The following is a 23,882-nucleotide window of genomic DNA, read 5'->3' on the forward strand; positions in this document are numbered from 1 at the left end:
CTCTGTGGTGAACTAATAAAAGATAGAATGGAAAAGAATGCAAAGATATATATAGCAGGACACCACGGACTTGTGGGATCTGCTATCTGGAAGAATTTGCAGGATAAAGGATATACCAATCTGATAGGTCGCACGCACAAAGAACTTGACCTGCTGGATGGCATGGCAGTCCGTAAATTCTTCGATGAAGAACAGCCGGAATATGTATTCCTTGCCGCCGCCTTTGTGGGTGGTATCATGGCAAACAGCATCTACCGTGCCGACTTTATATATAAGAATCTGCAAATTCAACAGAATATCATCGGAGAGAGTTTCCGTCACAACGTGAAAAAATTGCTCTTCCTTGGTAGTACGTGTATTTATCCACGCGATGCCGAACAGCCGATGAAGGAAGATGTATTGCTTACTTCACCGTTGGAATATACCAACGAGCCGTATGCAATCGCCAAAATTGCCGGACTGAAAATGTGCGAAAGTTTCAACCTGCAATATGGAACGAACTACATCGCTGTGATGCCGACAAACCTTTACGGACCGAATGATAATTTCGACTTGGAACGCAGCCATGTACTGCCTGCCATGATTCGCAAGATTCATTTGGCACACTGTCTGAAAGAAGGAAACTGGGAAGCTGTACGTAAGGACATGAACCTGCGTCCGGTGGAAGGTGTCAACGGCAACAGTCCGAAAGAAGAAATCCTGGCTATTCTGCAAAAATACGGAATCAGTGAAACGGAAGTCACTTTTTGGGGTACAGGTACTCCACTCCGCGAGTTCCTTTGGAGCGAAGAAATGGCGGATGCCAGCGTCTTCGTAATGGAGCACGTAGACTTCAAAGATACCTATAAAGAAGGTAGCAAAGATATCCGCAACTGCCACATCAACATCGGAACCGGTAAGGAAATCACCATCCGTCAGCTGGCCGAGCGTATTGTGGAGACTGTAGGTTATCAAGGAAAACTGACCTTCGACAGCAGCAAACCGGACGGCACTATGCGCAAGCTGACCGATCCTTCGAAACTGCACTCTTTGGGGTGGCACCATAAAATTGAAATCGAGGAAGGCATACAAAGAATGTACGAATGGTACTTGAAATAAGAAATGAAGTTACTGTAAATATGCTATTAGCTGAATTATTTTTGCTAATAGCATATTTTTTTTAGCTATAATGATAATTAAATTAGCTATAAGCGTAATCTGTTTTGCTATAATGATAATCTGTTTTGCTATAATGATAATCTGTTTTGCTATAATGATAATCTGTTTTGCTATAATGATAATTTGTTTAGCTATAATGATATTCATTTAGCTCATAACTTAATCTGTTTATGCCATGAGCTAATCTATTTTATCACAAGCTAATCCTTTTTGTTATAAGCCTTCATCCAACTAAGCATCATTTATTCAACCATAAGCATCATTTATTCAATTATAAGCATCATCCATTGCACCAATAACGCATCGTCCACAAATTCCTTCCCACTACTCTCCCTCCATTTCCAAAAAATCTTCACTCTTAATTCTTCATTCTTAATATAATTGCTATATTTGCACAATTTAATACCAAATGTGCAAAAAACAATGGAACAAAGTTTTATAGCCTATATTGAAAATAGTATCAAGAATAATTGGGACCTGGATGCCCTGACCGATTATAAAGGTGCAACTTTACAGTATAAAGACGTAGCTCGCAAAATCGAGAAACTCCATATCATCTTCGAAGAAAGCGGAATCCGCAAGGGAGACAAGATTGCCGTTTGTGGAAGAAACAGCTCTCACTGGGGAGTTACTTTCCTTGCCACACTAACGTATGGAGCCGTTATTGTACCTATTCTCCATGAATTTAAAGCAGACAATGTGCATAATATCGTCAACCACTCCGAAGCCAAGTTACTGCTTGTTGGAGATATGGTATGGGAAAACCTGAACGAGTCGGCAATGCCGCTATTGGAAGGTATCCTGATGATGAACGACTTCACCCTGCTAGTGTCACGCAGCGAACGACTGACTTATGCACGCGAACATCTGAACGAAATGTTCGGCAAAAAATATCCGAAGAATTTCCGTAAAGAACATGTCGCATATCATAAAGACGAACCGGAAGAACTGGCAGTTATCAATTATACTTCGGGAACAACGAGTTATTCCAAAGGAGTAATGCTCCCCTACCGCAGCCTGTGGTCAAATACCAAATTTGCTTTTGAAGTGTTGGAACTGGAAGCCGGAGATAAAATCGTTTCCATGCTTCCTATGGCACACATGTACGGATTGGCTTTTGAATTCCTTTATGAGTTCTCCGTAGGTTGTCACATCTACTTCCTCACCCGTATGCCAAGCCCTAAGATTATCTTCCAGGCTTTTGAAGAAGTGAAGCCCAGTCTAATCGTTGCCGTACCGCTTATCATCGAAAAGATAATCAAGAAAAGCGTACTTCCGAAGTTGGAAACTCCGGCGATGAAGATATTACTGAAAGTGCCTATTATCAATGATAAGATTAAGGCAACAGTGCGCGAAGAAATGATTAAAGCATTTGGCGGAAACTTCAAAGCTGTTATTGTAGGAGGTGCTGCTTTCAATCAGGAAGTGGAACAGTTCTTGAAAATGATTGATTTCCCTTATACGGTTGGATATGGAATGACGGAATGTGGTCCGATTATCTGCTACGAAGATTGGAGAAAGTTCAAACCGGGTTCTTGCGGAAAGGCTGTACCACGGATGGATGTACGGGTATTGTCATCTGATCCTGAAAATATCGTTGGTGAAATCGTATGTAAGGGCCCGAATGTGATGTTGGGCTATTACAAAAACGAAGAAGCCACTCAAGAAGTCATTGACAAGGACGGTTGGTTACACACCGGCGACTTGGCTTTGATGGATGAAGAAGGTAATGTTACGATCAAAGGACGCAGCAAGAACCTGTTATTGAGCGCCAGCGGACAGAATATCTATCCGGAAGAAATTGAAGATAAGTTGAACAACCTGCCATACGTGGCTGAAAGTATTATCGTTCAGCAAAACGAGAAACTTGTCGGACTTGTTTATCCTGATTTTGACGACGCTTTCGCTCATGGCCTGAAGAATGAAGACATCGAGCAAGTAATGGAAGAAAACCGTGTGACTTTAAATACTATGCTACCGGCTTACAGCCAGATATCCAAGATGAAAATCTATCCGGAAGAATTCGAAAAGACACCGAAGAAGAGCATCAAACGTTACTTATATCAGGAAGCAAAAGGCTAATATAAAGTTAGCTGCATAAGATATTACTTAAACCGAAAAAGAGAAAGGAATGAAGATAAAGAAAACAATACTTACGGCAGCTATACTAATGGCTGCCGTTTCTTTACCGGCACAGAACAAGAGTGCAGGTATCAATATATCCATCTGGAAAGATATATGTACACAACCTCATGACAGTACACAGACGACATACATAAACATCGGCCTCCTGTCTACAATGAACCGTCTGAACGGTGTGGGTATCAATGCGTTGGGAAGTGTGGTTCATGGCGACATGAACGGAATACAAATCACCGGATTAGCCAACTTAGCAGGGGGTACTATGCGGGGCGTTCAGCTGGCCGGTATCAGTAATATCAGTGGCGATAACACCGTAGGACTTTCTGCTGCCGGATTGGTAAATATCACCGGCGACAGAGCACAGGGAGTAGTCATATCCGGGTTAACGAGCATCGGAGGAGACAACAACTCGGGGTTAATGATTAGTGGTTTCATGAATGTGACAGGCAACATGGCTTCGGGGCTACACTTTTCCGGAGCGGCAAATATTACAGGGCAGAGCTTCGGCGGTTTGATGGCTTCCGGACTTTTGAATGTGGTAGGCGAACACATGAACGGCTTGCAGATAGCAGGAATTGCCAATATAACCGCATCGAAACTGAATGGGATGCAAATAGCATTATGTAATTATGCAACGCAGGCCCGCGGACTTCAAATTGGCCTTGTCAATTATTACAAGGAAGACATGAAGGGATTCCAACTCGGATTGGTTAATGCGAATCCTGATACAAGAGTACAAATGATGGTGTATGGTGGAAATGCTACGCCTGCCAATATAGGTGTACGATTCAAGAACCAATTGTTTTATACCATTCTGGGAGTCGGTTCCATGTATCAAGGATTGAATGATAAGTTTTCGGCAAGTGCATCCTATCGTGCCGGTTTATCCTTCCCTCTTTACAAAGGCTTATCCATCAGCGGAGACCTTGGCTACCAGCATATCGAGGCTTTCGATAACAAAGACGAGGTGATTCCGAAACGTTTATATGCATTGCAGGCACGTGCCAATCTGGAATATCAATTTACCAGGAAGTTCGGTATCTTTGCAACAGGCGGTTATGGGCTAACCAGATTCTATAATAAATCGAGTAATTACGATAAGGGAGCTATTATCGAAGCAGGCATTGTTCTTTTCTAAACAGGAGTCGGGCAAGATACACTGCTGAAAAGATTAAAACACTAATATCAAGGCATTGCTTTACTAATTATAATTCGTTCCACCTGGATGTTTGTTTCGTTCTACCAAGGTTTTCCTTTCGTCCCACCCAGGTCGCTGTTTAGTCCCACCTAGGTGGAACGAATCACTCGATGCACTAAAAGTTATTGAATTTTATATTGCAAAGAAATAGCATTCATATCACACTTTTTCTTTTATCAGACCAGTACGATAAGCAACAAGCAGTTTCTTCAAATCCTGTATTTGAGTCACTAGTTCTTTTCCCTTATCGGTATCTTTCACCATCATTCGTTGCGAATTAAATTCGAGAACGAAGTTGGTCGATTTGATATCAAGCCCCTCTTCAATGGCTTTCTGACGAGACTGGAATGGTTCGTGCTGTACGAGTTGCATACCATGAGAATGATAAACAAGCGTATACCCCGCAATTCCCGTTTCCGGCTGATAAGCTTTTGAAAAACCGCCATCAATAACGAAAAGCTTGCCATTGGCTTTCATAGGTTGTTCCCCCTGAATCGTTTTCACAGGCACATGACCGTTGATAATATGCGAATGAGGCCCTGAAGCTCCAAACTCTGTCAAAATCTGGTCACAAATATCTTCCCGGTTACGCAATGTGTAATAATAGCCTTTCTTTTCTTTATGCAACTCTTTATCTTCTACAAAATAACGCTCAAAAGTCGCCATCTTATCTTTATCAAACAAAGGAGCTTCCGGGCCACACCACATATACCAGATATAATCCATAGCAAATTCCTTATCCTCCTCTCCTTCTTCATCGAAATAAGCGGTACGGATCAATTGATCGGCTTTATCCAGCAATTTATGTCCCCAGTATTCCTTACCACGTATTTTGACATGTTTAAAGCTGCCATCCTCATTCAGAGGAACAGAAGCATGATAAAGAAGATTCGAGTTTGAAACCAGATACATGCCGCCATAGGTAAACAGACAACGCATGTGCTTCTTCAATTTCTCACTATTCATAAATGAATAATGAATCTTTTCTACCAATTCGCGTTCTTCTTCAGTCAGTCGGTAAGGATCTGCCGGATCTACAGTCGGGAAATTGGTATCACGCAAAGCATATTCTTTTCCTTCATATACAAAGACGCCGCGTTCAAAATCAATCTTCTCCAGAAGTTTACGATTAGCCATTCCGAATTCCGGACGGCGGTCGATGATTTCAGCTTCCAGCTTAAACTGGATAATGGTAATGGCTTTATGCATTTGAGTAATCAGACGCAAAGTCTTCTCATTATAATGAGCATCGGCAAAGTTCATTTTCGGCATGAAAATCGTGCAAGGATCATCGGCATACGTATCCATTGCAAAAGTAGCCAATGGAAGCAGATTGATTCCGTATCCGTCTTCAAGTGTACCCAGATTACCATAGCGCATGGACATACGTATCACATTGGCAATACAACTATCATTACCGGAAGCTGCTCCCATCCAGAGAATATCATGATTTCCCCATTGAATATCGAAATTGTGGTAATTACACAATGTATCCATAATGATATGCGCACCGGGACCACGGTCGTAAATATCACCTACGATATGAAGAGAATCAATAGTCAAGCGCTGAATCAGATTACACATAGCGATAATGAAATCGTCGGCACGCTTCGTAGTGATAATTGTGCTGATAATTACATTAATATAAGCATGCTTATTCGGTTCGATAGACGATTCGTGCAATAACTCCTGAATGATATAAGAGAATTCGGCAGGCAGTGATTTACGAACCTTCGAACGAGTATATTTGGAAGACACGTTCTGACAGACTTTCACCAGTTGGTTCAGCGTAATCAGATACCAATCATCCAGATCCTTTTCACGGGCCTTCACCAATTGCAGTTTCTCTTCGGGATAATAAATCAAAGTACAGATTTCTTTCTTTTCAGCTTCACGAAGAGTGTTGCCGAATATTTCATTTACTTTACGTTTTACCGCACCGGAAGCATTTTTCAGTACATGCTGAAAAGCTCCATATTCTCCATGAATATCAGTCAGGAAATGTTCCGTCCCTTTAGGTAGATTTAAGATAGCCTCTAAGTTGATTATTTCCGTACTGGCATCAGCAATGGTAGGAAAACTTCGGGAAAGCAGTTGCAGGTAACGGAGATCACTCACAATGCTTTCAGGAGTTATGTTACTTTGAGCAGTCATTCTATTTACTATTTTACTATTTACAATTTATTAATTGGCAACTTATTATTAGTTGACAACTTACCATTTAGTAACTCAAAAAAGGAATTTATTAATTCCTCTCCTTTTTCTTGTTACAAATTTATCTATTTTATACGATTCCTGATTAAGAAATGACTACTTTTTATTTACAAATCCATCATTTCTCAATTTTCAATTCTCAATTTAACAAGAACATTAACAGCACTTGAGCGATAATCACCCGCAGGAACATACACAGCGGATAAACAGTCGCGTAGGCTACGGATGGGTTGTCGCCGGGAATTGTATCGTTTACATAGTTCAGTGCCATCGGATTTGCCATACTTCCGCACAACATACCGGATACAGTACCGAAATCAATCTTCATCATCTTGAAAGCCACAAACCCCACCAGTACGGTTGGAACAATAGTCAATCCGGCTCCTAAAGCGATCCATAACAAACCTTCCGGACGGAATACGGTGTCGAAAAAATGAGCTCCGGCATCCAGTCCCAGACAAGCAAGGTACATGGAAAGTCCCAAGGCACGTAACATCAGATTCGCACTACGGGTGGTATAAGTAATCATGTGTATCCGTGGTCCAAAAGTTCCCAGAAGGATACCAACGATAATCGGTCCACCCGCTAATCCCAGCTTCACAGGAGTACTGACACCCGGAAAAGAGAAAGGAATCGCCCCCAATGCCAAACCGAGTACGATGCCGATAAACACAACAACCAGATTGGGTTCTTTCAAACTTTTTACAGCATTTCCAAGTACTTTCTCCACATTCTGAATAGCAGCAGCCTCTCCCACTACCGTCAGGCGGTCTCCTAATTGAAGTACCAATCCCGGAGTAGCAAGCAACTGTACACCCGACCGGTAAACGCGACTGATGTTAATCCCATAATGATTTCTCAACCGGAGTGAACCGAGTTTCTTACCATTCAGTTCAGGGCGGGTAACGACAATACGTTGCGAAATCAATTCACTATCAATCGCATTCCAGTCAATGTCCTCTTTATTCCAATCCGTATTTTCCTGTTCACCAAAAAGCACGGTCAAGGCCAAAGCATCTTTCTCCGCAGCTACCACCAGTAAACGGTCACCTTCCTTCAATATCTTGTCAGAAGTCGGAATACTTACATGTCCGTCACGCCATAAGCGGGAGATGACAAACTTCGGGTAACTCATGCGAGCTATATCCTTGATGCTTTTATTGAAAATAGCAGGATTGTGTACTTGAAACGCTGCAATGTAGGTTTTGTTCGCATCATCTTTCTCTTTTATCTCCAAGTCTTCTTTGTGAACCAGCACTTTGCGAATTAATAAAACGGCAAGGATTACACCAACTACCCCCATCGGATAGGCTACCGCACATCCTAAAGCAGGAGTACTGCTGTCCATTCCCATCTGTTTCAATGTTTGTTGTGCGGCTCCCAACGCTGGAGTATTCGTCGTTGCTCCACAAAGGATACCGACCATATCAGGAAGAGAGACACCTGTTGCATAACTAGCCACCACGGTCAACAACGTTCCCAACAGAACAACTCCCAATGCCAGCATATTCAATGTTACCCCTCCTTTGCGGAAAGAGCTAAAGAAACCGGGACCGACTTGCAAACCGAGAGAATAAACGAAAATGACCAGTCCGAAACTTTCTGCGTAGTTCAACATCTGCGGATCGACCGAAAGCCCGAGATGGCCGGCGAGGATGCCTGCAAAAAAAACAAAAGTGACTCCCAGGGAAACTCCCCAGAAATGCACTCTTCCCAAGCCCAGACCAATGGCAGAAATCAATGAAAGTACCACAACAGCCTGTAAGGCAGAATGTTCGAGAAATAGACTATATAACCACTCCATGTATATAAAAACTAATAGGGCGCAAAGATAAAAACTATTTAGTCCGGTTCAAAACTTTTAAGCTTTCATTTCGCACCCTATTTATACCCTGAATCATATATCTTGAAATCTTATTGATTACCCTTTTACTCCGTTACCTATTATTTTGTTCCTAATAACTATCCTATTTCTATCTTAACTATCTTATCCTTCTCTTTTCACCTGCATCTTGTTATCCCTCAAACGATCTTTTTCCCTCTGTTTCTTTCCGTTTTATCTTTCATCATTTCCCCTGAAACTCCACAAAGTTATTTCGTCCGTCCAGATAACCGCTTAACCTGTTTCCACCGATGTACACATCATCCAGGTATGAAACATCATTCGGTCCGTATGACATACGAATGGAAGTCTGCGCATAATTCTCCCAGCTCCAACGGAAATTATATTCATACTGCTCTACTGTCCCGTTAGGATATTCCACCCGTATATAGTCAATTCCCGTACGATCTAAAAAGAAATCCAGTTCCTGACGGCAATAGTTACCGTCCATGTCCCGGTAGAAACTAACCCAGGTACGGCTACACAAATCAGCCGAACGATTATAGTATCCTGCACCATTATTATCATCATCATAGAAACTGTCTATTTCCACTTCGCAAGAGGTAAAACTTACCATCAATATAGCCATCAAAGCCAAACCGAAGTATTTAAATGTGTTCGTTTTCATATTCCTTTATTTTTAACGGTTCTCTAATTATTATCTATCATTTATCTTTCGATAGAACAAAAGTAGAGAATGAATTTTCCTTATGAAACTGAAAACTCCTACTTATCGGGAGGAAATTGCCTAAATCTAGGGGTAAATCCCCCCAATGAAGTCTATTTCAAAGAATTCTTGTATCTTTGCCTCCTGTTAACAACACATGAAATCATCTGTCGCATGAAGTCAATCAAATCCCATATCACCCAACTGCTGAAATCCCTCAATGAGGGAGTATTCGAAAAAGAACATACCATCGCACTCTCCCTATTATCTGCCATGGCAGGTGAAAGTATCTTTCTATTGGGCCCTCCGGGAGTAGCCAAGAGCTTAGTGGCGCGCAGGCTCAAACTGGCTTTTAAAGATGCGGATGCTTTTGAATATCTGATGTCTCGTTTCAGTACACCGGATGAAATATTCGGCCCCGTCTCCATCTCAAAATTGAAAGATGAAGATACATACGAACGTATTACAAAAGGATACTTGCCGACAGCATCGATTGTCTTCCTGGATGAAATATGGAAAGCCGGTCCTGCTATCCAAAATTCTCTTTTGACAGTAATCAATGAAAAGATATATCGCAACGGACAATTTACGGTGCGTGTTCCTCTGAAAGCGCTGATTGCCGCGTCCAACGAACTACCCGCAAAAGGTGAAGGACTGGAAGCCCTATACGACCGTTTCCTGATCCGCCAGTTTGTCGGATGCATTGAACAGGAATATGCTTTCGACCAGATGATTTCTTCTACACGGGAAGTAGAACCTGAAATCCCGGCAAAACTCCAGGTAGACGATGAATTATACAATCAAATACAAGCTGAAAGTGAGAAAGTAGGTATCCACTATACCATCTTCGAGCTGATTCACAATATCAAACGAGAAATCGAACAATATAATACAGGGCGGGATGAAAACACCCCTCCGATCTATATATCCGACCGCCGTTGGAAAAAAATAGTAGGTCTGCTCCGCACCTCGGCCTATCTGAACGAATCTCCGGGAATTCACTTCTCCGACTGCTTGCTGATGAGTGCCTGTCTGTGGGATGAAGTTTCGCAGCTCCCCATCATCGAAAACATAGTGGAACAGTCGATTGCACGGGGAATCAATACATATTTATTGGGAGAAAAACGACTGGAACAGAAACTGGATACGCTGAAAGAAAACATGAAGTCCGAACACAGCCTACGGGAACTTAGCGATCCGGGAATCCAGGTAGTAGATACCTTCTATCATCGCATAGAAGGTTACCACATTGCCGGAAATTTACTCATCTTTGCTTCTGACTACCAGTCTTTGAGGAAAGACAGTAACCGATTGTTTTATATTCAGCAGGATAAATTCCGTCCGGTCAACAAAATCCTGAAAGCTTATGATTTTGTAAAGAACAGAAATATCGCACAAAAGAATATTTATTCCCTCCGAAAAGGGAAACGATCCGTTTTCGTCAACAATCAGGAGTATCCACTACTATGTTATGATAATTGCGAACCTTTGCCAGCACAGCAGGGCGACAGCACTCCGTTCGAATTTACATTGCAGGAAGTGATAGATTTACTTCACCAAATGGAGGTAGAATATAAAACAATCTCCGAGCGGGAAACAGCATATACAAAGGAACATCTTTTCTTAAGCTCATCGCAAAAAAGCAAGATTAAGCGAATCTTAGGGGAGACTGCACATATCATAGAGAATTACCGGAACGAACTTCGTATCATCGCTCATGCCCATGAACAAGAGAACAGAGAGTATTAGGCTCAAACACCTGCAAGACATTTATTACGAAAAATTGCAGGGAATAGCCTATGATGTGTATGACGAACAACTACACAATCTGATTATCCGTCCCGAAGAACTGGATGCGGACATTCACCTGTATTTTCGTCACACACAACCCTCCCTGCAAGATTTCTACTCCCGTTATGCATCGCAATGGGAATACTTTCATGAAATGAATGAAGCATCGGACGCAAAGTTTCTTCAATTCCTGAAAAACAGCGCATACCCCTTCTCCATGAAATATCACCTGGTAGACCTCAACGTAAAATACTACCTCCAACGTTTTAATGCAATCAGCCCGCGTTCCAAAGAATGGAAAGCGTTGCGGACTCTTTTTTTCGACAAGTGGCATACGCTACTCTCGAACAATGAGTTCAACTATCAGATGGAACATATCGAGCAACTCTGTGAGGATTTCTACCGTATTCAACTGGCATTAGCCAAAAATCTTCCGGTACGCGGTGGCTCACGCCTCGTCTGGCTACTTCGCAATCATAAACAGATAGCGGAACAGATTTTAGAATACGAAGAAACGATCAAACGAAATCCCGTTATCCGCGAACTGGTAGAAATCTTAGGCAAAAAACACCAAAGTAGCCGGAAACGTTTCAAAATGACCGCAGGTATTCACCGGGAACAAATTATATCTCATGCCACCCGAAGTGATATTGCAGGCATTTGTGAAGGAAACGATTTGAATAGTCTTCTCCCTCTGGAATATTGTTATCTGGCGGAAAAGAACCTGCAACCCATATTTTTCGAGCGTTTCATAGAGAAGAGACTACAAGTCATCGATTATCAATCGCACGAGAAACAAACCAGCAATGATAAGAAAACAGTAGGAAATGAAGTTTCCGAAGAAGCTGAAGGCCCTTTCATCGTTTGCCTGGACACTTCCGGTTCTATGGCAGGCGAACGGGAAAGAATCGCAAAATCTACTCTACTTGCCATTGCCGAATTGACAGAAGTACAACATCGGAAATGTTACGTCATCCTCTTCTCCGATGATATCGAGTGTATTGAAATAACCGATTTAGGGAGTAGTTTCGATCGCCTTGTCGATTTTCTAAGCCAATCTTTTCATGGTGGCACAGATATGGAACCAGTCATCACACATGCTTTGCGAAAGATCAGCGAAGAAGGATATATGGAAGCAGACATCATCACCGTATCGGATTTTGAGATGCGTCCAGTCGATAAACTGCTATCCCGGACCATAGAACATGCAAAAGCAAAACAGACAAAAATGTATGCCATTTCTTTAGGAGGCAAAAGTGCCGAGACCAGTTATCTGAAATTATGTGATAAATATTGGGAATATAGTGTTCAAAACGCTGAAAGTCTTAATAAAAATAGAATTGAAGAATCAAATATTTAATCAATGTTATAAAACATCTCTTTTTTCTTGTTTTATTTGCAAATTCGACAGAAGTCCGTATATTTGTACTGTGTTTTTCATAGTATTAGATTTAAGGTTAACAAAAGATTGGCTGTCTGGGATAGATAGCCTTTTTTTATGTTCTTTTCTCACGTCAAATATACCGTCACTATCCCATCCGGATGTTTACCCTATCCCATGAAGATACCGTCACTATAATAAGCGGATAGCGTCAATATGTTTCAAGTTCCCATTCCATCGATAAAAATTAAAAGCTTTCGAAAAAAATTTCTTCCGTTTAACATTTGAAACATAGCAGGTTATCTCATTTCACAAAAAACAGGTAAAAAAAATCTTGCTAAAAGATTTGCGTAGTCCAAAAGTTCCCCCTATATTTGCACCGCATTTGAGAGAGAATGCGGGTTCAAGGAAGTTTGGGTGAGTGGCTGAAACCACCAGTTTGCTAAACTGACGTACTCGTAAGGGTACCGGGGGTTCGAATCCCCCAGCTTCCGCAAAATCTCAAAATAAAAAGAGCTAAGTTTTATAGACTTGGCTCTTTTTAAATCTATCAAACTCCGGTGGGTTCGTCTAACGGTTAGGACACATGCCTCTCACGCATGTAATACGAGTTCGATTCTCGTACCCACTACCAAAGAAAAAAGAGGAAATGCAGTTTAACTACATTTCCTCTTTTTCTTTATAGATCTCGAAATAAGATTCCTTATCAATCCTCAACCGGACTCTATCCTCCCTTTTCTGTCCTGCCAGATTCACAAACAGATTGAAATACAGTTGGCTGAAAGAAAGGTTGGAACGATCATAAGTAATATCAAATGTCCAGGTTCTACGAAAAGAATCGAACGTTGCATACGATTGCTCACCCCCTTTACACATAAACACTTCCGGGAAAGACGTAGGAGGATAAGGCTGGAATAAACCCGCTAATTGAGCATAAATATAGTCAATCATCCATTCGTCTCCTGTTAAAGTCAATTCTCCCTTTAAACGAAGTTTAATGGCATAACTGGCAGTCACGTCGGACGAAGTATAAACAGGAACCTGGCTTTCTGCCGGATAGTTGCCGTCTTTATATCCAAGACTCATCGTTAGTCTGGATAGACCGACACCATTAAAGCCACTCACCTCCTGATCTGCCAACCGGTTTTTCAGACTGACCATGAATGTCAGTTTACCAAGCGTCGGATCACCCGGATATTGCGCAAGCGTGTCCAGCACATAATCTTCGGTATTGTAACTACGGGTTATTAAATCACCCTTTCCAGCCTCCAAAGCCGGACCGCCTCTTTCCACATCTACGTTGCCAACCGGATAATAAATAGCATCATTATCCCTTACGCAACCACTCAAACAGAACAGCAACACTGCCAAGCCTATTATCTTATTCATTATCATCTTACCTCTTGATTTTGCGGACAAAGATACATCTTTTTTATACCACACTTGATTTATGTCAACCGTTTTTAGTATTTTTGCACACATCAAGACAGAAAAGACATGGATACATTATTAAGAGAGACTGTAAATGCTGTTGTAAATTCCCGCTTTCCGGAAATGAGTATAGAAGGAAGACGACAGATAGAAAGTATACTGATTCGTGAAGAATTTCCCAAAGGAGCAATAGCGCTGAATGAAGGAGAAGTAGCTCATGAAATCGTATTTGTCGGCAAAGGGATGCTTAGGCAGTACTATTACAAGAATGGGAAAGACGTGACCGAACATTTCTCATACGAAGGATGTATCGTGATGTGCATTGAGAGTTTTCTGAAACAAGTACCCACCCGGCTAATCGTGGAAACCCTCGAACCTTCCATTATCTACCTGTTCCCTCGCGACATGATACAAAAATTGGCAAAAGAGAACTGGGAAATCAATATGTTCTACCAAAAGATACTGGAATACTCCTTGATTGTGTCACAGATTAAAGCAGACTCCTGGCGCTTTGAATCCGCCCGCGAACGCTATAACCTCCTGCTCGAAACACATCCGGAAATTATCAAACGTGCACCTCTGGCACACATTGCCTCTTATCTTTTGATGACACCGGAAACACTAAGCCGTGTGCGCTCCGGTGTTCTATGATTTTAGCGGCTTTTCCGGTATTCTTTAGGAGACATACCAGTGTAATGCTTGAAATACTTTCCAAAGAACGACTGGTTGGCAAAATTCAGCCGATCGGCAATCTCTTGTATATTCATACTTGAAGAATTCAGAAGTGCTTTCGCTTCCAGAATCACCAGTTCGTCTATCCACTCCCCCACCGTTTTTCCGCTGACCTCTTTTACTACTCCCGAAAGATGCTTCGGCGTCAGACACAACTGGTCAGCATAGAATTTCACGCTCCGTTCAGACTGGTAAGACTCCACTAAAGACTCATAAAAACGTTCGAAAATATATTCTTTCCGGCTTTTATTTTTCATGGTAGTAGCATTGGCTGGCACATGATTGGTAAAGATATTACAAAGTTCAAAAAAGAACCCTTGCATCAAGCCCATTACCACTTCTTTACGATATAAAGCCTCCTTATTCTTCAACCGTTTTCTGATAAATGCATGATATTCCTTCACAGTCTCCTGCTCCTGCGGTGTAAGATTGAAACACGGGTAATCTTTCAGATAAAAGAATAAGGAAAGCACATTACTGATCTTAGGCAATGTCTCCAACAAGTTCTTCGACACAGCAAAGAATATCGCTTTAAAGTCGGAACTGAAACACCGCTGTTCGACAATCTGATTAGGCAGCGCGATCACCATTAATCCGGGGAACAGTTGGAACTCACGTAAACTAATATTAAAAGTACCAGTACCTTCCAGGCAAAGACCTACCGTCAACACCTCCAGTTTAGTCGGTCCATTATACAACGATATAACGCTCTCCGTATCGAAGAGCGCTATATCATTATCAACAACATCAATGTTGCCAGAATCTATATGTTTAGAATGAACTACCGAAGAAATACCTACTTTGGGAACATTTTGAATATACATACTCTCTCTTTTTTGCGACAAATATACCAGCATTTAATCAGATATACAAGCCGTTCAAGAGTATTATCAGACATAATGAACACTTTTAGTTACTTATTGAACAGACCGGAATAAATATACAGAATCACGTTGGGCAGCCGGCACTGTCCATTTCTCCGGAACAAACTTCCACTGATTCAGGGCTTTGGGGTTCATCGTACCTTTCTTTTCGATATAATTCATCAAATAGAAACGAAGATCTTTATCTGTAGAGAAAATTATGCGGTCCTTCAAATCCTCCTGCGGAATACCCGATCCTTTCGTCAACAGTTCTCCACCACCATTACCACGATAAGAATTTAAGGCCACTTTATATATCTTATCCATACGGAAAGGAGAACCGTCCGCCATGCTCGTAATCGTAATCTTTTCTCCCTTCGGTTTTGTCACGTCCACCGTATAAATAATGCCGGAAGCCGAGTCGAAATTAAAACTGAAGTTCTGGAAAGAAGCCCTGTCTTCCGCACCTTCCCGAGGTTTCTTCTTGAACCAGAGCAGATGATTTTCCGGTGACTTCATCTGGTTCGTCCACATATAATAAGACATCTCCAGAAAATCCTTAATCTCCTTTCCGGACAACGTCATCACATACAGCATATTCTCATACTTATACAAGTTGAACATATCACTGACAAACACATCCCCTTTCTTTATCTCCGCATCAAACGAAAGCGGAGCGGCAAAAGAGATGTCAGCTCCGGTTATATCGAGCTGTAAAGTATGTATCAAATCAATAAAAGCAGAAGGACCGAAGAAAGCAGGATGAGTAGAGATACTCTCGGTAAAAGTGCCGATCTTCTTGGATACAAACTTCTGCACCGTCTCATATTGCGGAGCAAAACGCTTCATGAAATCCTCGCTGATTCCGTAAGCTTCCGTTTCTGTCAACTCCCCTTTGACGTCCTTGCTCTGCACCTTTCCATCTTTCAGTTTCAAGGTCACATCGACATTAGACAATACAATTCCATTGCTGGCCGGATCGATAATCAACACCGAATCTCCGGCTACATTCATCACCTTCTTACATTCGCGGGCATGATCGTGCCCCATTAACACGATATCGAATCCCGGCACATTCTTCGCTACGTTAAGAGAAGCATTCTCATTGTATTTGCCCGACATTTTGAAAGCCTCCTGTCCGGCATGAAACAACCCGATCACCAAATCCGGATTCTCTTTTTCACGGATAATCCTCATCCATTTGCGTGCCGTCTCTTCCATATCGTCGAAACGCAAGCCTTTCCACAGATTTTCAGAAAGCCATGCAGGGATGGCAGGAGTAATCATACCCAATACCACAATCTTCACGCCATCACGTTCCAACACCTTATAAGGAGCCAGATGGGGTTTTCCCGTAGACGTATCAATGATGTTGGCACCCAACACAGGGAAGTCACAAGTGGCTATCCAACGGTCGAACACAGCACGTCCCGTTTCCACATCATGGTTCCCCATATTACCGGCATCATATTTCATGAAATTCATCATTTCCGAACAAAGATGAGGAGACACCGTATCTATATAATTATAGTAATAGGCAGTAGGCTGTCCCTGCAAAATATCACCATTATCCAGCAATATCAGATTCTCTTTATACTGTTCACGCTCTTTCTGCACGAAAGAATAAATACGTGCCAGACTACCCTTCCACTCGTGGCGGGTTATAAAATTGTAAGGATAATAATTACCATGTACGTCACTCGTTTCCACAATCTTCAGCTTCACCACCTTTTCCTGCGCCGCAACAGACAGTACGAGACAGAAAAGCAAGCCATAAATAAATCCTATTCGTTTCATTCTTTTTCTATATTTAGCGGATGCGAAAATACGAACCGTGCCCCACCGGTATAGTCAGGATCGATCCATATACTTCCTCTCCATTTATGCACAATCAATTTACAGATAGACAATCCCAATCCGGTTCCCTGGGCGTACTCATTCAGCTTTTCAAAACGCTCGAACACAAGTCCCTGTTTTTCTTTCGGGATACCGCATCCGGTATCCGTTACCGAGAAAATAGCCATTTGCTTTTCCTCATTCACAGAAAAGTCCAAGGTAATCTTCCCGCGTTTCGTAAATTTGTCGGCGTTGGACAGCAGATTAATGATTACCTGTTGCATACGCTGCACATCCGTCACCATCCGGAAAGTTTCAAAAGAAGTGGAAAACAAGAACTGATTGTCCGACGACTGCCGTGAAAAACTAACAGAGGCAACCACCTGACTACACAACTGCACCACATCACATTCCTCCCACGTCAAAGTCACCCGGTTCGCCTCCAGACGTGAAAGATCGAGAATATCATTAATCAGACGAAGCAACAAATCCGAATTGGTTTTGATAATCTTATAATAAGACTGCTGTTCATCCTCCGTGCTACCGCCCATTGCCAGTACATCCGAAAAGCCGACAATCGAGTTCAACGGCGTCCGTATCTCATGACTCATATTGGCAAGGAAAGCACTCTTCAGACGATTAGACTCTTCCGCCCTGTCTTTCGCTACACGCAAATCCTTCTCCGATTTCAGAAGCTCGTCTTTCAAACGTTTCGTACGGAAATAATAGAAAAGAGAGATACATAAGCCAAGTACCAGAATCACGAACAAAGCACAAGCAGACCATATCTGATAAGTATATTGCTGATAGAACGAAACCGGTTGGTTGACAAGCTGCACTTTAAAAGGCAACACGCTTGGGTGCAGCCCCCACTCTTTCACCTTCCGGCTATCCAATACCGCTTTAGAGCCAATGATCGAAAGATGCTTCCCCGTATCCTCCGGGTGCTGATCCATCCGTATGGACTCCATAGCCATTTCTCCTCCCACTTTCCGATAATCGGGCAGCACTCCTCCTATCGCCCAATATCCAAGGCTCACCGATGAAGGAGTAAAAGCCGGGATGGTAGGAGTAGCCTCCATCATGGCATACGTCGCATTCCGCATGAAATACCCCTCGTTCATATCCACACGCCACGTTCCCACCAGAATAACCGTATTTTCGGGCAGCTGTCTCAATTCCTCAACGATGGTATAAATAGAATGTCTCCGGCCGTCCATCAAAATCAAATCCAGATCGGGGAACTTCTTCATTTCTTTTCGTACCAACGCTTGCATAGTCACTCCGCCATAAGTATTGTCCGAGATAAAGGCAATGTGTTTCGTTTTCGGATAGAAAGCTTGAATCATGGAGATATTACCTTCTATATTATATTGATTGATAAATCCCGATTCCAGTTCGGGAATATCCAGATGATCTTCAAAGATATCGACAGATTCGGGCATCCAGCAATCAAGATTTTCCACCGTATCTTTTGGCAATATCACCACATTACTACTGGCCAGACTGCACATCACCGGCACTTTCACCTGCATTTCATCCCTCTGCGACAAATAGGCAGCCCACGCTTCCTGTCCTAATAAAATAATTTGTGCCGGATGCTTTTCTCCCTGATATTTAGCCAGAATCTGCGTCATCATCGCGCTCCATAACGGAGCCTCCGAGAAACTTTTACAGTTCATGTTTTCGATGACAATGTCGCGCTGTCCTCCCAACTTACTATATTCATCCATATAATCGGAAATAGTGACCGAGGTTTGGTGTGCTGCCGGATTATAAGAGCAAATAATCAGAATAGGTTTCTTATCTTTAGAGACAGCCAATACTTCCGTTGACTGCAGAAGCCAAAGGAAACAGATAAAAAGATATCCAAGACGTCCCAGCATAATTATGCAGTTTTGATGTGTTAATTCATTAATTGAGTTGCAAATATAGTAAAACTTGTCGGGTTTAGCAGATTTATATGTATTTTTGTCGCTCATTTACTCTCAAAAAATACAAATTATGGAATTATTTCACAAGATGATTTCCGGTTTTCTGGGTATACCGGAAAGACAAATAAGTAGTACGCTCCATCTTTTGGGTGAAGGTGCTACGATTCCCTTCATCAGTCGTTACCGTAAAGAAGCCACCGGCGGACTGGATGAAGTGCAGATAGAGCAAATAAAAGAGCAACACGATAAGTTGTGCGACATAGCCAAACGGAAAGAAACGATTCTCGGCACCATCACCGAACAGGGCAAACTGACTGCGGAACTGGAGAAACGCATCAACGACACCTGGAACCCGACGGAACTGGAAGACATTTATCTTCCTTATAAACCCAAGCGGAAGACACGTGCTGAAGTAGCCCGCCAGAAAGGGTTGGAACCGCTTGCCACCATCCTGATGTTGCAAAGGGAAAACAATCTTAGTACCAAGGCTGCCTCCTTCGTGAAAGGAGACGTGAAAGATGTGGAAGATGCCCTTAAAGGCGCCCGTGACATCATTGCAGAGCAAGTGAACGAGGACGAACGTGCCCGCAACGCGGTACGTAATCAGTTCAGCCGCCAGGCAGAGATTAGTGCCAAAGTAGTGAAAGGAAAAGAGGAAGAAGCGGCAAAATACCGGGATTATTTCGATTTCTCCGAAGCACTGAAACGTTGCACGTCCCACCGCCTGTTGGCCATCCGCCGGGCAGAGTCGGAAGGCCTGCTAAAAGTATCCATCAATCCCGACGACGAGGCATGTATCGAACGCCTGGAACGTCAGTTCGTACGTGGCAACAACGAGTGTAGCCAGCAGGTGGACGAAGCCACAGTCGATGCCTACAAGCGTCTGCTCAAGCCCTCCATCGAAACAGAATTTGCCGCTCAATCCAAAGAGAAAGCCGACGAGGAAGCCATCCGGGTATTCACCGAGAACCTCCGCCAACTTCTTCTCGCCCCTCCATTGGGACAAAAACGGGTGCTCGCCATCGACCCCGGATTCCGTACGGGATGTAAAGTTGTCTGCCTCGATGCACAAGGCAATCTGTTGCATAATGAGAATATCTATCCGCATCCTCCGGTGAACAAAACAGGAGAAGCTGCTTCCAAACTCCGCAAGATGATTGAGGCCTATCAGATAGAGGCCATCTCCATCGGCAACGGAACGGCAAGCCGTGAGACAGAAGATTTCATCAACAGCCAAAGCTTCGACCGTCAGATACCCGTGTTTGTAGTCAGTGAGCAGGGAGCTTCCATTTATTCGGCTTCGAAGATTGCCCGCGACGAGTTTCCCGATTATGACGTAACGGTGCGGGGAGCAGTCTCCATCGGCCGCCGCCTGATGGACCCGTTGGCAGAATTGGTGAAGATAGATCCTAAATCCATCGGTGTAGGTCAATACCAGCACGATGTAGACCAGACAAAACTGAAAAAAGCGCTCGATCAGACAGTAGAGAATTGCGTGAACCTGGTCGGTGTAAACCTGAATACGGCAAGCAGCCATCTATTGACTTATATCTCCGGACTGGGACCGCAACTGGCTCAAAACATCGTCAACTACCGGGCGGAAAACGGAGCTTTCGGTTCACGGAAAGAGTTGATGAAAGTTCCTCGCATGGGTGCCAAGGCTTTCGAACAGTGTGCCGGATTCCTCCGCATCCCCGGAGCCAAGAATCCGCTGGACAACACCGCCGTGCATCCGGAAAGCTACCACATCGTAGAGCAAATGGCCAAAGACCTGAAATGTACCATCGACGAACTGATAGCCGACAAGGAACTCCGCCGGAAGATTAACATCTCCGCCTACATCACCCCTACCGTCGGTCTGCCCACCTTACAGGACATTCTGCAGGAACTCGACAAGCCGGGACGTGACCCGCGTAAGGCTATCAAAGTCTTCGAATTCGACAAGAACGTGCGCACCATAGCCGATTTGCGCGAAGGAATGATTCTTCCGGGCATCGTAGGCAACATCACCAATTTCGGGGCGTTTGTCGATATAGGTATTAAGGAGAACGGACTGGTGCACCTCTCGCAATTAGCGGAACGGTTCATTTCCGATCCGACGGAAGTGGTATCCATCCATCAACACGTCATGGTCAGAGTGATGAATGTAGATTATGACCGGAAACGGATTCAGCTTAGTATGATCGGGGTACAGCAAGACTGATTGCTTCCCTTTTTTCTCCCCACCACACGATCAGAATCGTAAAAACAATCATAAGTACTGTGCAAATGAGCGAGCCTTCAAAACCGAAGGCTCCGCCATTCAGTACGTTTTCTTCGGGCATACGCAAAGTCAGCATGCTCGTCGTGAAATTATTTCCGCTCACCTGATAACCTAGAATCGGACCTTGAATCCAATTCCAGAAAAGATGAAGAGAGATAGGGAAACACAGATTCCGGGTATAAAGATAGGAAGCACCCAGCAACATACCGGCAAGTAAGAGATTAAGCATCGGTAGGAAAGCTATTTCTGGATTAAAGATATGCATAAACGCGAATAATGCCGACGAGATGAAGAGCGCCAGGAATTTATTCATATTAGTATGAAGCAGACGTCCGAGGATATAGCCGCGCATCAGAATTTCTTCAAACAACGCCACTAACAGGAAAAACACCCACGACCCCAATAAATCCAACGGCTTAAACTGAAAACCGGTGACTTCTATTTCTCCCAAAACAACAGAGATTCCGAAACTCAGCAAATAGAGCAAGATTGCCATCAGAAGTCCATACCACAGTCCACTGGCATGTCCTTTTAAAGAAAGTCCCAAATCAGAAAACGGACGACGTTCGAGACGAAGCAAGATTACGGCAGCAGTAAGAACAGCCAAAAGCATACTGGCCTCCACGAAAATATACCCTACTACTCCCGGATGACGAGCCTCCACTCCAAGAACCAACGACAAGCCTCCGCTAACCAGTGTCCCATACAATCCAATAAATATGAAAAGTACCACAATAAACAGCGGGATACATGCCCACACAGGAAGTCTTTTGGGTTCTTTCTTCCCATCTATGTTGTCTGCCTCCATTTTTACAATTTGTTAATCCGGCTACAAAATTAGATATAAAACATAAAAAAACATCATGTATTCTCTATTTTTCCTATATTTGTCAGAACAAATCTACAAAATTATGAAAATTAAACTACTATTGATAAGTTTCTTACTGGCCGCTAATGCATTAGGAGCCGCCGCCCAAGTGAGTAAGACGTATTATGTGAGTAAGCCCGGTACGCTGATTTCCATGATGACTGAAGAGGAAGCCAACAGTGTCACCCACCTCACACTGACCGGAAAACTGAACGCAGAGGACTTCCGGCATCTCCGTGACGAATTTGCCAATCTGAAAGTATTGGATATTTCGAACGCAGAAATCAAGATGTACAGCGGAAAAGCCGGTACTTATCCCAATGGAAAATTCTACATTTATATGCCGAACTTCATCCCTGCCTATGCTTTCTCGAATGTGGTAGGCGGAGTGACCAAAGGTAAAGCCACACTGGAAAAAGTGATCCTCTCCGAGAAAACGAAGAATATCGAAGATGCTGCTTTCAAAGGCTGTGAGAATCTGAAAATCTGTCAGATCCGGAAAAAGACAGCTCCCAACCTGCTGCCGGAAGCATTGGCAGACAGCGTTACCGCCATCTTCGTCCCTCTGGGCAGCAGCGACGCTTACCGCTACAAAGACAGATGGCAGAATTTTGCTTTCATCGAAGGTGAACCGGTAGAGACTACCCTGCAAGTGGGTGCAATGGGTAAACTGGAAGAAGAGATCCTGAAAGCCGGACTGCAACCCAGAGACATCAACTTCCTGACCGTTGAAGGGAAACTGGATAACGCAGACTTCAAACTTATCCGCGATTATATGCCGAATCTCGTATCGGTTGATATTTCCAAGACAAATGCAACGGCTATCCCCGACTTCACTTTCTCGCAGAAGAAGTATCTGCTGAATATGAAATTACCTCATAACCTGAAGTCAATCGGACAGCGTGTATTTAGTAATTGCGGTCGTCTGTGCGGCACGCTGGAATTACCGGCCAGTGTAACGGCTATCGAATTCGGTGCTTTTATGGGATGCGATAATCTTCGCTATGTATTGGCTACGGGAGATAAGATTACAACGCTGGGAGATAACTTGTTCGGGGAGGGAGTTCCGAGTAAGTTGGTTTATAAGAAATAAAAGAATTGAGGGCTGTCTAAAACTTCAACTTACTAAAAACAGCCCTTTTCTTATTTAAAAGAAACATGCTTTTGGCCAATTTTAAGCAGAATGAATATATTCATGATTATTTCACATATAGATTGTTTCCTCTTCCTAAAGCATAGCTTTTGCCCACCTAAAGCTAAGCTTTCCGTTCTCTAAAGCTATACTTTTTACTTATACTAAAAGAAGTTTCACACTTCTCCTACAAAAAACTCATTTCTCTATTCTCCTTCACCTTTCTTCTGAACTCCTGATAAATAAGCTCTCTACGGGTGAAGGTAGAGTTTTTCATCATTACATTCATCGTATTGCATATGTAAGCGTCTCCGCGATTCTATATAGTGTATTAAAATAAAAAGGCTAATGATCCCTTTTTAGTCATTAGCCTTTTCCCATCTGTCAGGA

Annotated in this window: 16 protein-coding genes and 2 tRNA genes; 10 read left to right on the plus strand and 8 right to left on the minus strand. The window is 43.0% G+C overall.

Annotation, left to right across the window (positions count from 1 at the left end; all coding sequences use genetic code 11):
- Positions 1-27 precede the first annotated feature (27 nt).
- From KQP79_RS09160 to KQP79_RS09170, 3 genes are all read left to right on the plus strand, one after another.
- Positions 28-1,098: a GDP-L-fucose synthase family protein gene (locus KQP79_RS09160; protein ID WP_061448284.1), complete on the plus strand. Its 1,071-nt coding sequence runs from the start codon at positions 28-30 to the stop codon at positions 1,096-1,098.
- A gap of 483 nt (positions 1,099-1,581) precedes the next feature.
- A complete protein-coding gene (locus tag KQP79_RS09165) occupies positions 1,582-3,240 on the plus strand; it encodes an AMP-binding protein (RefSeq protein ID WP_032845820.1) in 1,659 nt (552 codons plus the stop codon).
- 49 nt (positions 3,241-3,289) lie between these two features.
- Positions 3,290-4,438, plus strand: a complete 1,149-nt coding sequence (locus tag KQP79_RS09170; RefSeq protein WP_004310732.1) for an LA_2272 family surface repeat-containing protein — start codon at positions 3,290-3,292, stop codon at positions 4,436-4,438.
- A 219-nt stretch (positions 4,439-4,657) separates the two neighbouring features.
- Here the strand turns inward: KQP79_RS09170 and KQP79_RS09175 are convergent, their stop codons facing one another.
- The 3 genes from KQP79_RS09175 to KQP79_RS09185 form a co-directional block, all read right to left on the minus strand.
- Complete coding sequence (locus tag KQP79_RS09175) at positions 4,658-6,652, minus strand: fructose-1,6-bisphosphatase (RefSeq protein ID WP_138343857.1); 1,995 nt, start codon at positions 6,650-6,652, stop codon at positions 4,658-4,660.
- Positions 6,653-6,851: 199 nt separating this feature from the next.
- A complete protein-coding gene (locus tag KQP79_RS09180; RefSeq protein WP_120080473.1) occupies positions 6,852-8,516 on the minus strand; it encodes a putative transporter in 1,665 nt (554 codons plus the stop codon).
- A gap of 262 nt (positions 8,517-8,778) precedes the next feature.
- Positions 8,779-9,222: a hypothetical protein gene (locus KQP79_RS09185; RefSeq protein ID WP_004306378.1), complete on the minus strand. Its 444-nt coding sequence runs from the start codon at positions 9,220-9,222 to the stop codon at positions 8,779-8,781.
- 213 nt (positions 9,223-9,435) lie between these two features.
- On the opposite strand from KQP79_RS09185, the gene KQP79_RS09190 reads away from it, so the two are divergent.
- From KQP79_RS09190 to KQP79_RS09205, 4 genes are all read left to right on the plus strand, one after another.
- On the plus strand, positions 9,436-11,010 hold the full coding sequence (locus tag KQP79_RS09190) for an AAA family ATPase (protein WP_128858155.1): 1,575 nt from the start codon (positions 9,436-9,438) through the stop codon (positions 11,008-11,010).
- Entirely contained in the window at positions 10,985-12,412 is a 1,428-nt protein-coding gene (locus KQP79_RS09195) for a VWA domain-containing protein (RefSeq protein WP_171036038.1), read from the plus strand. Before KQP79_RS09190 ends, KQP79_RS09195 begins: the two co-directional genes overlap by 26 nt.
- A gap of 428 nt (positions 12,413-12,840) precedes the next feature.
- Positions 12,841-12,927 (plus strand) — tRNA-Ser (locus KQP79_RS09200).
- Positions 12,928-12,992: 65 nt separating this feature from the next.
- A tRNA-Glu gene (locus KQP79_RS09205) sits at positions 12,993-13,067 on the plus strand.
- 26 nt (positions 13,068-13,093) lie between these two features.
- Here the strand turns inward: KQP79_RS09205 and KQP79_RS09210 are convergent.
- Complete coding sequence (locus KQP79_RS09210) at positions 13,094-13,915, minus strand: DUF3845 domain-containing protein (RefSeq protein WP_032846171.1); 822 nt, start codon at positions 13,913-13,915, stop codon at positions 13,094-13,096.
- A gap of 15 nt (positions 13,916-13,930) precedes the next feature.
- On the opposite strand from KQP79_RS09210, the gene KQP79_RS09215 reads away from it, so the two are divergent.
- Positions 13,931-14,515 (plus strand): Crp/Fnr family transcriptional regulator, encoded by a 585-nt coding sequence (locus tag KQP79_RS09215; protein ID WP_004306385.1) that lies wholly within the window; start codon positions 13,931-13,933, stop codon positions 14,513-14,515.
- A 2-nt stretch (positions 14,516-14,517) separates the two neighbouring features.
- On the opposite strand, the gene KQP79_RS09220 is transcribed toward KQP79_RS09215, so the two are convergent.
- The 3 genes from KQP79_RS09220 to KQP79_RS09230 all read right to left on the minus strand — a co-directional run bounded on the left by KQP79_RS09220 (position 14,518) and on the right by KQP79_RS09230 (position 19,181).
- Positions 14,518-15,420 carry a helix-turn-helix domain-containing protein gene (locus KQP79_RS09220; RefSeq protein ID WP_032846169.1) on the minus strand — a complete coding sequence of 301 codons (903 nt, stop codon included), beginning with the start codon at positions 15,418-15,420 and terminating at the stop codon, positions 14,518-14,520.
- A gap of 93 nt (positions 15,421-15,513) precedes the next feature.
- The gene (locus KQP79_RS09225) at positions 15,514-17,256 is read right to left on the minus strand and encodes a bifunctional metallophosphatase/5'-nucleotidase (RefSeq protein ID WP_032846167.1); all 1,743 of its coding nucleotides are present in this window, start codon (positions 17,254-17,256) and stop codon (positions 15,514-15,516) included.
- Positions 17,253-19,181 (minus strand): sensor histidine kinase, encoded by a 1,929-nt coding sequence (locus KQP79_RS09230; RefSeq protein WP_004306388.1) that lies wholly within the window; start codon positions 19,179-19,181, stop codon positions 17,253-17,255. Before KQP79_RS09230 ends, KQP79_RS09225 begins: the two co-directional genes overlap by 4 nt.
- Positions 19,182-19,299: 118 nt before the next feature.
- Between KQP79_RS09230 and KQP79_RS09235 the strand changes: the two genes are divergently transcribed.
- Positions 19,300-21,432 carry a Tex family protein gene (locus KQP79_RS09235; RefSeq protein ID WP_138343861.1) on the plus strand — a complete coding sequence of 711 codons (2,133 nt, stop codon included), beginning with the start codon at positions 19,300-19,302 and terminating at the stop codon, positions 21,430-21,432.
- Here the strand turns inward: KQP79_RS09235 and KQP79_RS09240 are convergent.
- Positions 21,404-22,300 (minus strand): CPBP family intramembrane glutamic endopeptidase, encoded by an 897-nt coding sequence (locus KQP79_RS09240; protein ID WP_264386629.1) that lies wholly within the window; start codon positions 22,298-22,300, stop codon positions 21,404-21,406. The genes KQP79_RS09235 and KQP79_RS09240 overlap by 29 nt on opposite strands.
- 103 nt (positions 22,301-22,403) lie before the next feature.
- On the opposite strand from KQP79_RS09240, the gene KQP79_RS09245 reads away from it, so the two are divergent.
- Complete coding sequence (locus KQP79_RS09245) at positions 22,404-23,453, plus strand: leucine-rich repeat domain-containing protein (protein WP_032855819.1); 1,050 nt, start codon at positions 22,404-22,406, stop codon at positions 23,451-23,453.
- Positions 23,454-23,882 lie beyond the last annotated feature (429 nt).

It is taken from the genome of Bacteroides sp. DH3716P (assembly GCF_025914115.1).
GTDB lineage: Bacteria > Bacteroidota > Bacteroidia > Bacteroidales > Bacteroidaceae > Bacteroides > Bacteroides ovatus.

Bases quoted from the DNA above. Each gene is read 5' to 3' on its own strand.
- KQP79_RS09245 (WP_032855819.1), top strand. From the start codon at position 22,404: ATGAAAATTAAACTACTATTGATAAGTTTCTTACTGGCCGCTAATGCA.
- KQP79_RS09195 (WP_171036038.1), top strand. From the start codon at position 10,985: ATGAACAAGAGAACAGAGAGTATTAGGCTCAAACACCTGCAAGACATT.
- KQP79_RS09210 (WP_032846171.1), bottom strand. From the start codon at position 13,915: ATGTGTGCAAAAATACTAAAAACGGTTGACATAAATCAAGTGTGGTAT.
- KQP79_RS09240 (WP_264386629.1), bottom strand. From the start codon at position 22,300: ATGGAGGCAGACAACATAGATGGGAAGAAAGAACCCAAAAGACTTCCT.
- KQP79_RS09190 (WP_128858155.1), top strand. From the start codon at position 9,436: ATGAAGTCAATCAAATCCCATATCACCCAACTGCTGAAATCCCTCAAT.
- KQP79_RS09230 (WP_004306388.1), bottom strand. From the start codon at position 19,181: ATGCTGGGACGTCTTGGATATCTTTTTATCTGTTTCCTTTGGCTTCTG.
- KQP79_RS09235 (WP_138343861.1), top strand. From the start codon at position 19,300: ATGGAATTATTTCACAAGATGATTTCCGGTTTTCTGGGTATACCGGAA.
- KQP79_RS09175 (WP_138343857.1), bottom strand. From the start codon at position 6,652: ATGACTGCTCAAAGTAACATAACTCCTGAAAGCATTGTGAGTGATCTC.
- KQP79_RS09185 (WP_004306378.1), bottom strand. From the start codon at position 9,222: ATGAAAACGAACACATTTAAATACTTCGGTTTGGCTTTGATGGCTATA.
- KQP79_RS09165 (WP_032845820.1), top strand. From the start codon at position 1,582: ATGGAACAAAGTTTTATAGCCTATATTGAAAATAGTATCAAGAATAAT.
- KQP79_RS09180 (WP_120080473.1), bottom strand. From the start codon at position 8,516: ATGGAGTGGTTATATAGTCTATTTCTCGAACATTCTGCCTTACAGGCT.
- KQP79_RS09215 (WP_004306385.1), top strand. From the start codon at position 13,931: ATGGATACATTATTAAGAGAGACTGTAAATGCTGTTGTAAATTCCCGC.
- KQP79_RS09220 (WP_032846169.1), bottom strand. From the start codon at position 15,420: ATGTATATTCAAAATGTTCCCAAAGTAGGTATTTCTTCGGTAGTTCAT.
- KQP79_RS09170 (WP_004310732.1), top strand. From the start codon at position 3,290: ATGAAGATAAAGAAAACAATACTTACGGCAGCTATACTAATGGCTGCC.
- KQP79_RS09160 (WP_061448284.1), top strand. From the start codon at position 28: ATGGAAAAGAATGCAAAGATATATATAGCAGGACACCACGGACTTGTG.
- KQP79_RS09225 (WP_032846167.1), bottom strand. From the start codon at position 17,256: ATGAAACGAATAGGATTTATTTATGGCTTGCTTTTCTGTCTCGTACTG.